Annotated in this window: 9 protein-coding genes; 8 read left to right on the forward strand and 1 reads right to left on the reverse strand. The window is 41.3% G+C overall.

Annotated elements, in window-relative coordinates; translation table 11 throughout:
• Window positions 1-45: 45 nt before the first annotated feature.
• Window positions 46-984, reverse strand: coding sequence for a polysaccharide deacetylase family protein (locus tag PW252_RS05640; RefSeq protein WP_248050288.1), 939 nt, complete (start codon window positions 982-984; stop codon window positions 46-48).
• A 105-nt stretch (window positions 985-1,089) separates the two neighbouring features.
• Between PW252_RS05640 and PW252_RS05645 the strand changes: the two genes are divergently transcribed.
• From PW252_RS05645 to PW252_RS05680, 8 genes are all read left to right on the forward strand, one after another.
• Complete coding sequence (locus tag PW252_RS05645) at window positions 1,090-2,376, forward strand: homoserine dehydrogenase (protein ID WP_248050286.1); 1,287 nt, start codon at window positions 1,090-1,092, stop codon at window positions 2,374-2,376.
• 3 nt (window positions 2,377-2,379) lie between these two features.
• The gene (gene thrB / locus PW252_RS05650; protein WP_248050284.1) at window positions 2,380-3,240 is read left to right on the forward strand and encodes a homoserine kinase; all 861 of its coding nucleotides are present in this window, start codon (window positions 2,380-2,382) and stop codon (window positions 3,238-3,240) included.
• 126 nt (window positions 3,241-3,366) lie between these two features.
• Entirely contained in the window at window positions 3,367-4,275 is a 909-nt protein-coding gene (murB, locus tag PW252_RS05655) for a UDP-N-acetylmuramate dehydrogenase (RefSeq protein ID WP_172050018.1), read from the forward strand.
• A 37-nt stretch (window positions 4,276-4,312) separates the two neighbouring features.
• Window positions 4,313-5,467, forward strand: coding sequence for an ABC transporter ATP-binding protein (locus PW252_RS05660; RefSeq protein WP_248050282.1), 1,155 nt, complete (start codon window positions 4,313-4,315; stop codon window positions 5,465-5,467).
• A complete protein-coding gene (locus tag PW252_RS05665) occupies window positions 5,451-6,251 on the forward strand; it encodes an ABC transporter permease (RefSeq protein ID WP_105124552.1) in 801 nt (266 codons plus the stop codon). Before PW252_RS05660 ends, PW252_RS05665 begins: the two co-directional genes overlap by 17 nt.
• Complete coding sequence (locus tag PW252_RS05670) at window positions 6,251-7,021, forward strand: ABC transporter permease (protein WP_172097613.1); 771 nt, start codon at window positions 6,251-6,253, stop codon at window positions 7,019-7,021. The genes PW252_RS05665 and PW252_RS05670 overlap by 1 nt, the downstream gene beginning before the upstream one ends.
• The gene (locus PW252_RS05675; protein WP_172091387.1) at window positions 7,021-8,091 is read left to right on the forward strand and encodes an ABC transporter substrate-binding protein; all 1,071 of its coding nucleotides are present in this window, start codon (window positions 7,021-7,023) and stop codon (window positions 8,089-8,091) included. The genes PW252_RS05670 and PW252_RS05675 overlap by 1 nt, the downstream gene beginning before the upstream one ends.
• Window positions 8,092-8,253: 162 nt before the next feature.
• Window positions 8,254-13,200 (forward strand): S8 family serine peptidase, encoded by a 4,947-nt coding sequence (locus PW252_RS05680; RefSeq protein ID WP_248050281.1) that lies wholly within the window; start codon window positions 8,254-8,256, stop codon window positions 13,198-13,200.
• Window positions 13,201-13,216: the final 16 nt, after the last annotated feature.

Here is a 13,216-nt window from a genome sequence, read left to right on the forward strand (position 1 = left end):
CATAAAATGAACTCCCTTGTCAGTGAAGACAGGGGAGTTTTGAACTTAATAGGCGATTTCAGCTAGTAGATTTTCTGCTGTAGTAGTTGGTAGAATTCGAACACGATTGAGGGTCAGTAGCCCATCACTTGCTGAAGCTAAGCCATTGTTAGTTGTCACGCCAAGTTTATAGCCGGCCTGCTCCGTCAAGGCAACGGTATCTGCTGAGTAGCGACCACCTGGATAGGCAATGGCGATGGTTTCTTGATTTAATTGGCTATCTAGATAGGCCTTGGATGCAGTTAGTTCTTCTGTTTGCGTTTCAATTGTACTGTATTCCAGGTCAGGATGGTTGACTGTGTGGCCTTGGAAGGACAGACCAGCAGCCTGCATTTCCTTGATTTGTTCAATGGTTAGGTGTCCAGCCTGTTCATATTCCGTAAAACCTGTAATGACATTGTTGGTTGCTTTCATTTGATACTGCTTGAGCAGAGGGTAGGCATGGCTATAAAAATCCCATAGGCTATCATCAAAGGTCAGCCAGACCACTTTTTTCCCAGCTGGTAGGACGTTTTCAGTGAGCACCTTATAGGCCTCTTCAGGTGAAAGTGTGTAATAACCTGCCTCTTGTAAGGCTTTGAGGTGACTTTCAAATGTTACTGGATCTACTATCAAATTTGCATTGGCTTCTTCCTCAGGCGCCATGACATGAATGGCATGGTACATGAGAATAGGCAGTTTGACAGGTTCAGACTGAACTTCCCAAGTAATAGCAGTTGAGCTAGAAGTGTTGGATGTTGTAGTAGCTGTAGTTTCTTTTATCTGCGTGCTAGAGGAATAAGTACTAGCTTGTTTTACAGTCATTTGTTGTGTGACTTGAAAGATGAGGAAGCCAAGTATGGTAAACAAAACAATTAGGGGGAGTAGGTCTAAGAAATGCTCAATTCTAGTCCTTCTTTTTCGCTTTTGTTTTCTATTCAGAGTATTCAGTCTGGAATGTTTCATGAGAAATTCTCCCTATAAATATGTATATAACAATTATATCAAATTTTTTGCCAAATGGTTAGCCAATTTGATATAATGGGAGAAATACTTTCTAAAGGAGATCACATGGTAGTTAAGATTGGATTATTAGGTTTTGGTACAGTTGCAAGTGGCGTGCCGTTTTTATTAGCTGAGAATACAGAAAAGATTGAAAAGGCAGCGCAGGACAGTATCGAGGTTGCAAAAGTTCTTGTCAAAGATGATGCAGAGAAAGAACGCTTGTTGGCTGCGGGACATAACTATAATTTTGTGACAAATATTGACGAGATTTTAGCTGATGAAGACATTGCCATCGTCGTTGAATTGATGGGACGTATCGAACCAGCCAAAACCTTTATCACACGCGCCTTGGAAGCAGGTAAACATATTGTTACAGCGAACAAGGATTTGTTGGCGGTTCATGGTAGCGAATTACGTGCCTTGGCTGAAGAAAAGGGGTTGGCACTTTATTATGAGGCTGCTGTAGCGGGCGGTATTCCAATCTTGCGTACCTTGGTTAACTCATTGGCTGCTGACAAGGTCACTCGTATCCTCGGTGTATTGAATGGTACATCAAACTTCATGTTGACCAAGATGGTGGATGAAGGTTGGACCTACGAAAAAGCTCTTCAAACAGCTCAGGAACTTGGTTATGCAGAATCAGACCCAACCAATGACGTTGAGGGAATTGATGCAGCCTACAAGGCAGTTATCCTCAGTCAATTTGCCTTTGGTATGACAGTTGATTTTGACCATGTAGCTCACAAAGGGATTTCCAACATTACGCCAGAAGATGTGGCAGTGGCGCAAGAATTGGGCTATGTCATCAAACTAGTGGGAGATATTCAAGAAACCACCACAGGTATTTCTGCCGAGGTATCCCCAACATTCCTACCGAAAAATCATCCACTGGCTAGCGTAAATGGTGTGATGAACGCTGTTTTTGTGGAATCAATCGGTATCGGCCAATCTATGTACTATGGACCAGGTGCAGGTCAAAAGCCGACTGCAACAAGTGTTACAGCAGATATTATTCGTATCGTTCGTCGTTTGAAAGACAAAACTATCGGCAAAGCCTTTAACGAATACAGCCGTCCGCTTCAATTAGCTGCTCCAAGCGATGTTAAAAGTGAGTACTATTTCTCAATTGTTGCACCAGATAAGAATGGAAAAATGCTTCGTTTGGCAGAGATTTTCAATTCTGAGGAGATTTCCTTTAAGCAAATTCTGCAACAAGCTGCCAATGGTGAAACTGCTCGCTTGGTCATTGTAACTCATGAAATGAGCAAGACACAATTAGAAAATGTGACTGCTAAATTGGCTCAAGAATCAGACTTTACAGTCTTAAATACATTTAAGGTGTTGGGAGAATAAGGTATGAAAATTATTATCCCTGCAACATCTGCCAATATCGGACCAGGATTTGATTCAGTTGGTGTTGCCCTTTCAAAATACTTGACTATTGAAGTTTTAGAGCAGACGGATGAGTGGGTTATTGAGCACAATCTAGACCATGTGCCGTCAGATAAGAACAATCTCCTTATCAAAACTGCTTTGAAGGTAGCTAAAAACCTCCAGCCTCATCGGATTAAAATGTTTAGTGATATTCCTTTAGCGCGTGGGTTGGGCTCTTCGAGTTCAGTTATTGTAGCAGGTATTGAGTTGGGCAACCAACTGGCTGGTTTGAACATGACTGCAGATGAAAAATTGCTTAAGGCAACTGAAATTGAAGGGCATCCTGATAATGTGGCTCCTGCGATTTACGGTAATCTGGTTATTGCTAGTTATGTCAATAAGAAGGTCCAGGCTGTAGTAACAGAGTTTCCGGAGGCAAGTTTTGTTGCCTTCATTCCAAACTACCCATTGCGCACAGTTGAAAGTCGTGGGGTTCTACCTTCGCAAATGGGCTACAAAAAAGCTGTTGCTGCTAGCGCCATTTCTAATGTGGCTGTTGCTAGTTTGATGGCTGGTGATTTGGAGAAGGCTGGTAAGGCCATTCAGTCAGATATGTTCCACGAACCCTTCCGTCAATTGTTGGTCAAAGAATTTTGTCCAATCAAGCAAACAGCACAAGAACTGGGAGCCTACGCAACCTATCTATCAGGTGCAGGACCAACTGTCATGGTTTTGACTTCAAAGGATAAGGAAGCTGCCCTTGTAACAGCCCTTGAGCAATTAGACTTGGATGGAACGGTTCATCCGCTTCAGGTGGATACAAAGGGTATTCAAGTGATATAATATTCAGCTCCAAGAGAGCTGATTTTTTTGTAAAAAATTCTGACCAGAAACTGGATTTATATTCGTTTTTTGAGCTGTTTTTTGGTATAATATGACCTGTATATTTTAAATTGAAATGAGAAGATGATGAAAGATAAAATTAGGCTTGAGTTGGATGGAATTGACATCCGCTTCGATGAACCATTAAAAGAATATACCTACACAAAAGTTGGGGGGGCTGTTGATTACCTAGCATTTCCTCGTAACCGCTATGAAATTGTCCGTATTGTCGAGTTTGCCAAGCGAGAAAATATTCCCTGGCAGGTACTGGGCAATTCAAGTAATATCATCGTTCGTGATGGTGGTATTCGTGGGTTTGTAATCCGTATGGATAAACTCAATTCTGTCACTGTTTCAGGCTACACGATTGAAGCAGAAGCAGGGGCTAATTTGATTGAAACGACTAAGGTTGCCCTCTTCCATTCCTTGACAGGATTTGAATTTGCCTGTGGTATTCCTGGTAGTGTAGGTGGAGCAGTTTATATGAACGCTGGTGCCTACGGTGGAGAAATTGCTCATATTCTGGTTTCTGCTCAGATTTTGACACCTGCAGGTTATGTAGAAACCTTGGATAACCGTGAGTTGCGTTTTGGCTATCGCTCGTCAATTTTACAAGAGAATGGAGCCATTGTTTTATCTGCTAAATTTGCCCTAAAACCTGGTAATCACCCTGTAATTCAAAATGAAATGGCTCGTTTGACCCATTTGCGTGAGTTGAAACAGCCATTGGAATACCCATCATGTGGCTCAGTCTTTAAACGCCCTCCTGGTCATTTTGCAGGTCAGTTAATCATGGAGGCTGGCTTGAAAGGCTACCGTATTGGCGGTGTTGAAGTATCTGAAAAACATGCTGGTTTTATGGTCAATGTTGCTAATGGTACAGCGATGGACTATGAACATTTGATTGCCCATGTGATTGAAGTTGTTGAAAAATCTTCAGGCGTTACGCTGGAGAGAGAAGTGCGTATTATCGGCGACCCAGCTGATAAACTCTAGCCATCTGGCTCTGTTAAAAAGAAGGAATTTATGAGAATTGAAAAAGCCAATTATTGAATTTAAACACGTTTCAAAAGTTTTTGAAGACAGTGGAACAATTGTATTAAAGGATATTAGTTTTGAATTGGAAGAGGGTAAATTTTATACCCTATTAGGAGCTTCTGGTTCAGGTAAATCAACGATTTTGAACATTATCGCTGGTTTATTGGATGCAAGTTCAGGTGATATTTATCTGGATGGTCAACGGATTAACGATGTTCCGACCAACAAGCGGGATGTCCATACCGTTTTCCAATCCTACGCCCTATTCCCACACATGACTGTCTTTGAGAATGTGGCTTTTCCTCTTAAATTGCGTAAGGTTGACAAGGCTGAAATCGAACGCCGTGTGACAGAGGCTCTTCAAATGGTCCGACTTTCTGGTTACGAGAAACGCTCCATTCAGAAATTGTCAGGTGGTCAACGGCAACGTGTCGCTATTGCTCGCGCCATCATCAACCAGCCCCGCGTTGTCTTACTAGACGAGCCTTTATCAGCCCTAGACTTGAAACTGCGGACAGAAATGCAGTATGAACTGCGTGAATTGCAACAACGCCTAGGGATTACCTTTGTCTTTGTTACCCATGACCAAGAAGAAGCACTGGCCATGAGTGATTGGATTTTTGTCATGAATGAAGGTGAAATTGTTCAGTCAGGGACACCAGTGGATATTTATGATGAGCCAATCAACCATTTTGTTGCTACCTTTATTGGCGAGTCCAATATCCTGTCTGGTCGCATGATTAAAGACTACCTAGTTGAATTTAACGGCAAACGCTTCGAAGCTGTGGATGGTGGTATGCGTCCAAATGAAGAAGTTCAAATCGTTATCCGTCCAGAAGACTTGCAGATTACACTTCCAGAAGAAGGCAAATTGCAGGTAAAAGTAGATACCCAACTCTTCCGTGGCGTTCACTATGAAATCATTGCCTACGATGATTTGGGCAATGAATGGATGATTCACTCAACTCGTAAGGCTATTGTGGGAGAGGTCATCGGTCTGGACTTTGAGCCAGAAGACATCCATATCATGCGCCTCAATGAAACGGAAGAGGAATTTGATGCCCGTATTGAAGAGTATGTGGAAGTGGAAGAAGTGGAAGATGGCTTGATTAACGCCATCGAGGAGGAACGCAATGAAGAAAACCTCTAGGCTCTTTGCAATTCCCTATGCCCTATGGGTCTTTCTCTTTGTACTTGCTCCAGTTGCCTTGATTATCTTCAAATCCTTCTTTGATATTCATGGTAATTTCACTCTGGCCAATTATCAAACTTATTTTCATTCGCCAAATATGACCTATCTGCGTATGAGTTTTAACTCCATTTTTTACGCAGGTATTATTACTCTGGTCACTTTGTTGGTGTCTTATCCAACGGCCTATTTCTTGACCAAGCTCAAGCATAGACAGCTCTGGCTCATGTTGATTATCTTGCCAACCTGGGTCAATCTCTTGTTGAAAGCCTATGCCTTTATCGGTATTTTTGGACAGCATGGTTCCATCAACCAGTTCTTAGAGTTTATTGGCTTAGGTGCCCAGCAAATTCTTTTCACGGATTTCTCTTTTATTGCTGTTGCAGCCTATATTGAAATTCCGTTTATGATTTTGCCAATTTTTAATGCCCTGGATGATTTGGATAAGAACTTAATCAATGCCAGTCGTGATTTAGGGGCTACATCTTGGCAGACCTTTACAAAAGTTATTTTTCCTCTTTCTATGAATGGTGTGCGCTCTGGTGTTCAGGCCGTCTTCATTCCGAGTTTGAGCCTCTTTATGTTGACCCGTTTGATTGGCGGTAACCGAGTGATTACCTTGGGTACAGCCATCGAGCAACATTTCCTTACTACACAAAACTGGGGAATGGGTTCAACAATTGGTGTGGTCTTGATTTTAGCCATGCTCTTGATTATGTGGATGACGAAAGAGAGGAAGAAATAATGAAAAAATTTGCAAACATATACTTAACGGTTGCCTTTCTTCTTCTTTATTTGCCGATTTTCTATCTGATTTTCTACGCTTTCAATGAAGGTGGAGATATGAACGGCTTTACAGGCTTTACCTTGGAGCATTTTTCGTCCATGTTGGGCGACAGCCGTCTGATGCTGATTTTGGCGCAAACATTTTTCTTGGCTTTCTTGAGTTCTTTGATTGCGACCCTTATCGGAACTTTTGGAGCTATCTACATTTATCAGGCAACACCTCGTTTTCAAAACGCGCTCTTGTCTGTCAATAATATCTTGATGGTGGCACCAGATGTCATGATTGGGGCGAGCTTCCTGATTCTCTTTACCATGATTGGTTTCCAGCTTGGCTTTGTTTCAGTATTGCTCAGTCACATTGCCTTTTCCATTCCTATCGTGGTCTTGATGGTCTTGCCACGCTTGAAGGAAATGAATGCCGATATGATTTCAGCAGCCTATGATTTGGGTGCAACTCAGCCGCAAATGCTAAAAGAAATCATGTTGCCATACTTGACACCAGCCATTATTGCAGGTTATTTCATGGCTTTTACCTATTCCTTGGATGACTTTGCCGTGACATTCTTTGTTACGGGAAATGGTTACTCAAACCTATCTGTAGAGATTTACTCACGGGCTCGTCAAGGGATTTCTTTGGAAATCAATGCCCTATCAACCCTTGTCTTCCTTTTCTCAATCTTATTGGTAGTGGGTTATTATTTCATCTCACGTGAAAAGGAGGCCAACTAATGAAACGTTTATATTCATTTTTCCTAGGAATTATTGCCATTATTCTCATTCTCTGGGGAATTTCTAGCAAATTAGAAGCTGATTCAACTCAAGGAACGACGGATAAGTTGGTTATCTATAACTGGGGAGATTATATTGACCCAGAATTACTGGAAGAGTTTACTGCTGAAACAGGTATTCAGGTGGATTACCAAACTTTTGATTCCAATGAATCCATGTATACCAAGATAAAGCAGGGTGGTACAACCTATGATTTGACCATTCCATCTGAGTATATGATTTCCAAGATGACCGAAGAGAATATGCTTATCAAATTGGATAAGTCGAAAATCGAAGGTTTGGAAAATATCGATCCGCAATTCATGGGATTAAGTTTTGATAAGAACAATGATTATTCCATCCCCTATTTCTGGGGTACCTTGGGCATTGTTTATAATGAAACAATGGTCGAAAATCCTCCTCAAGAATGGGAAGATTTGTGGTCTGAAGAATACCGTGACAATATCATGTTGATTGATGGTGTCCGTGAGGTCATGGGATTTGGCTTGCAATCGCTGGGGCATAGCCTAAACTCTAAAAATCCAGCTGAAATTGAAAAAGCTGCTGAACATCTCTATAATCTAACTCCAAATGTCAAGGCCATCGTTGCTGATGAAATCAAGGGCTATATGATTCAAGATGCAGCAGCCATTGCAGTTTCCTTCTCTGGTGAAGCCAGTGAAATGTTGGATGGTAATGAAAATCTCCGCTATGTTGTACCGTCAAAAGGTTCTAACCTATGGTTTGATAACATGGTCATTCCTAAAACCGCCAAGAATTTGGACGGTGCCTATGCCTTTATGAGTTTCATGCTCCGACCTGAAAATGCGCTTCGCAATGCTGAATATGTTGGTTATTCAACCCCAATTCCTGCAGCAAAAGCCATGCTGGATGAAGAAACTCAGAACGACGAATCCTTCTATCCTTCAGAAGAGACCATGAAGAAGATGGAAGTCTATGATAACCTCGGACAAGAGATGCTGGGAATGTACAATGACCTTTATCTCCAGTTCAAGATGTATCGGAAATAGAAAATCATTTTATAGTACACTAAAGTAGCTACTCTGAACGAATGTTCAGGGTAGTTTTTGTATAAAATACTAACATTTTGCATAAATTCCCAATATCTACTTGAAATCTAGACTGAATTATGATTAAATAGTACAATACATTTAAAAATATAGGAGAATAGTATGAAAAGACAACGATTTTCACTCAGAAAATGTAAACTTGGGTTAGTTTCAGTTTTAGTTGGTTCCATTATTTCTTTTGCAGGAACTTCTCAGGTTTTTGCAGAACAAGTGTTGGAGAATGCTGCTGTCGATCAGACGGTGGAGCAAGTTGCACCCGTTGAGGATACCTTTGAAGTTCAAGTTAATTCTCAACTTCAGCAAGAGGAAGTCAAGCCTCAATCAGAAGAGATTTTACCTGTGGAGATTGTAGAAAGCAATGAGGTAAGTGAGAATCAGAGCCAAGAAGTTTCTGCCATAAATCCTACAACTGATGAAATAGTGTCAAGTGAAAGTAATGTCAAAACAGAAGAAATTATGGAAGCTCCGACAAGTGAGGCAAGTGCAAGCGAACCATCGTTGGAAACAAACATAGAGCTGACAGATCAGCAGAAGGTGAATAGCCAGGTAAGTCCTGCCCTAAGAAGCTTGGCTACGACCTTAGATGCAGATAGTAATTCTATGATTTCTGCGCCAACCGTTTGGGAAACTGGCTACAAGGGAGAGGGAAGCATTGTAGCCATTATTGACTCTGGATTGGACGTTGAGCATGATGTATTAAAAATATCAGATACAAGTAAGGCTAAGTACCAATCTGCTCAAGAATTAGAAGTAGCAAAAGCTGCAGCAGGTATTTCTTACGGAAAATGGTTCAGTGATAAGGTTGTGTTTGGCTACAACTATGCCGATGGAAATGATGTGCTAAAAGAAGAGGCTAGTCAGTCACACGGTATGCATGTTACCGGGATTGCTGCAGGAAATCCATCAACCATGGACGGTGGTCGCTATATTCAGGGGGTTGCCCCAGAATCACAGGTCATGTTTATGAGGGTCTTCTCTGATGTTAGTAGCACAACCGGTGCAGCCTTGTATGTGAGAGCTATTGAAGACGCCGTAAAACTAGGGGCAGATAGCATTAACTTGAGTTTAGGTGGCGCTAATGGCTCTCTTGTCAATATGGACAATACTGTCCTTGCAGCTATTGAATTGGCGCGTAAAGCGGGTGTTTCAGTGGTTATTGCAGCTGGCAATGACGGTGCTTTTGGTGCGGGGCACTCAATTCCATGGAGTACAAATCTCGACTATGGTTTGGTTGCAGATCCTTCGACAGCCAAAGATGCTATTTCTGTTGCCTCGTTTAATAATAGTGTCATCAATCAGCGTGTTTTGAATATTGTCGGTCTTGAAGACAATGCTGATCTGAATTTTGGCCGTAGTTCTTACGATAATCCTGATAGAAGTGAGAAGAAATTTGAAATTGGAAAGGCCTATGATTATGTTTACGTGGGCTTGGGGAAAGAAGAAGATTTTACAAATCTTGACCTGACTGGTAAGCTAGCGCTTATTAAGCGTGGAAGCATCAATTTCTCTAGCAAAATTTCCAATGCTACAAAGGCTGGTGCAGAAGGTGTTGTTATCTTCAACAATGTAGTAGGCGAAGAAAATATCGGAATGGCCTTGGATGAAACAGCTATTGCCATACCATCTGTTTTTATTCCTGCAGAGTTTGGTGAGGCCCTCGCGGTTCATTCGTATAAAATCCAGTTTAACAACGAATCTGAGGCTGTTGCTAATCCAGAAGCGGGCATGATGTCGGCATTCTCCAGTTGGGGTCTATCTGCTGATGGAGAATTAAAACCAGATATAGCAGCGCCGGGTGGTTCTATCTATTCAGCTATCAATGACAACCAATACGCTTCCCAAAGTGGTACTAGTATGGCTGCGCCTCACGTGGCAGGAGCTGCCGTCTTGGTGAAACAATATTTGAAAGATAAGTTTCCTAATAAATCAGCTGCTGAACTGGAAACGTTGGTCAAACAGTTGCTCATGTCAACGGCAAAAACCCATTTTGATACGCTAAACCAAGCCTATACTTCTCCACGTCAACAAGGAGCGGGTATGCTTGATGTGGCAGCTGCTGTATCAAAAGACCTATTCGTTACAGGTCTGGATAGCTACCCTAGCTTGACTTTAGGAAATGTTGGTGACCAATTTGAATTCACGGTAGAAGTGCACAATATTAGTTCAGAAGATAAGGTATTGAATTATACTACTCATGTCAATACAGACCAGACCTATGAAGGTCTAGCAGTCTTAGTATCACGCGAATTGATGGCTATTCCAGGTCAAGAAATTACAGTGAAGGCTAATAGTAGTCAGCAAGTCACCATCAAAGTAGATGCTTCTGAGTTTTCAGAAAACCTACTCCAAGAAATGCCTAATGGTTACTTTTTAGAAGGTTTTGTACGTTTTACCGACCCTGTGGACGCTGGTGAGGTAATCAGTATTCCGTATGTTGCTTATAGAGGAGAATTCCAAAATTTGCCAGTGGTTGAAACACCGATTTATCAACTCTTACCAGAAGGTCAAGTTGGATTTTATTTCACACCTAATATGGAGGAAATACTGGAAGTAAAACAAGACCAAGATTTTACAGGTTTGTTGACAAATTACTCTGAAAAAGTGTATTCTACGGACCGCATGACTGAAGAGGAGATGAAAGTTCTTGGAGCCTTTAAGAATGATAAGGATCAATTCGTTCTCTCCATGGATGAAACGGGGCAATTGAAACTAGCTATTTCTCCAAATGGTGATAATATTCAAGAATCAGTCTTATTTAAAGGCGTTTTCCTGCGCAATTACACAAATCTTGTTGCCTCTGTTTATGCAGCAGAAGATACAGAGCGGACTCAAGCTTTATGGACAAGCAAGGCTGAAACTGGTGAAAAAAATTATTACAGTGGAAATGAACTCAATCCAAAATCAACAGTTGTTTATCCAACGGAATGGTCTGGTTTAGATAGCAATGGCAATCCGTTAGCAGACGGAAACTATAAGTATGTCTTGACCTATCTTCCAGAGGTTCCTGGAGCAGACCTGCAAAAATTGGAATTTGATGTGATCGTTGACCGCCAAGCACCAAACATCACAACGGCTACTTATGATGCGAGCAGTTACAAATTTGATCCACGTCCAGCCAGTGAAAAAGGACCTGCAGGAATATTCCGCGAACGAGTATTCTATTTAGTAAGTGGTGAGAATGGATTGACAACCTTGACAGCTACTGACGAAAAAGGTCATGTCACAGTGACTGATAATAAGGTTTTTGTTGCACAAAACGAGGACGGCAGTTTCACTTTGCCACTTGATTTGGCTGATATTTCTAAATTTTACTATCTGGTGGAAGATTTTGCTGGAAACGTAAGTTCTGAAAAAGTTGAGAACTTAGTTGGAATTGGAAATGGTAACGGCTTGGTGACGGTTAATTTGCTTGATCAGGCAACCAAGCAAGATGCACAAATTGATTTTTCATACATTGTGAGAGATCAGAATGGTCAAGTTGTCACAGAACTACCTCGCTATGCAGAGAATAACAGTATTGTTAAATTACCATTTGGTACCTATAGTTTTGAACTATTCCTATATGATACAGAGTGGGCGAACCTAGCGAGCGAAAGAACGTTAAATGTAACAATTAGTGAAGAAAATAGTATTGGTCAGATTGATTTCTATGTTCTTTCTAAGGAAAAAGCAAGTTTGTTGGTCGATGTCGATAAACTCTTGCCTGTTGGTACAAATGTAACACTGGTAACGGCAGATGGCCTAAGTCTTGCTTTGCCAAATGCCAAGTATTCAAAAACAGACTATGGCAAGTTTGTTCCTGTTGGGCAATATACGATTGCGACCAACCTACCTGAAGGTTATGAGTTTTATGAAGATTTGAACCTAGAAGTATTAGTCGACCAAGTCAATCGTAAGAAATTGACTCTGATTGATAAACGAGCTCTGTCCAATTTATTGACTGAACTAGCTAAAATTGAGGAAACAGCTACTTATTACAATGCTGACAGTTCGCTTCAAGTTGAATTTAATAAAGTTTTAGAAGAGGCGAAGTTGATTTTAGCGAATAAACACCTTCAAAATGATGTTGACCAAGTGATAGAAGATTTGACCAAAGCTAAGTCAGCTCTAAACGGTCAGGAAACAGACACCAGCGCCTTGGTGAAAGAGCTAGAAACTTATTCTAAAGTGACAGAAGAAGCTGTTTATTATAATGCGTCATCTCCAGCTCAAATCGCCTATGATACAGCTATCCGCTTGGCCAAAATGACCCTTCTCAAAGATAAAGTGACTCAGCAAGAAATCAATCAAGCGGTATCAAACTTGCAAGCTAGCAAATCTGACTTAGATGGTCAGTCTACAGATATCATTGCACTAAGAAATGCCGTATCACTTTCTACTGTTCTCAGAACAACGGATGTAAAATATCTCAATGCTTCTGAGATGGTAAAACAGACATATGACCAAGCTCTTTCAAAAGCTAAAGCAGTCCTTGCTGATGAACATGCTAGCCAAGCTAGTGTTGATCAAGTATTGGCAGAGCTTCAGGCTGCTCAAGCTGCATTAGATGGTGTAGCAGCTCCAACTAGCGAAAACCCGCCTTCTGAGAATGCCGAATCAAGCATTAAACCAGATGAGAAAGCTACTCCACCACCTGTAGAACCTGTCCTTCCATCAGAAGAAAAAGCAGGTAAGCCTGAACAGCCGCTGTTGCCTGTATCAGAGGAAGAGAAGGTAGTGGAAGAAAAGACAAATACTATTAACATAACAGTCGCAAATGCGAGCTCTATCAACTTCCCAGATCCTCGTCCTCAATTGAGTACGGATAAGAAGCAAAGGTCCTCCTTTGTTCTAGTAGCACGAGAAAACTATCCTGTATATCAATCTGCTGTTAGTCAGGAAAAAGCACCAATTCAGAACAAGGAAATAAGAGAGAGTGCCGCAGTTGCTTATTCCGGTAGACAATTACCGAACACAGGTTCAAAAGACCAGAATGCTTATCTTTTCCTAGGAATCGCTCTAGTTACTACTGTTTTTCTCGTTCAAAAGAAAAAATACGAAAGCGTCTAAAGCAACCAAAAAGCAC

This window comes from Streptococcus sp. 29887 (assembly GCF_032595075.1).
GTDB classification, from domain to species: Bacteria; Bacillota; Bacilli; order Lactobacillales; family Streptococcaceae; genus Streptococcus; species Streptococcus iners.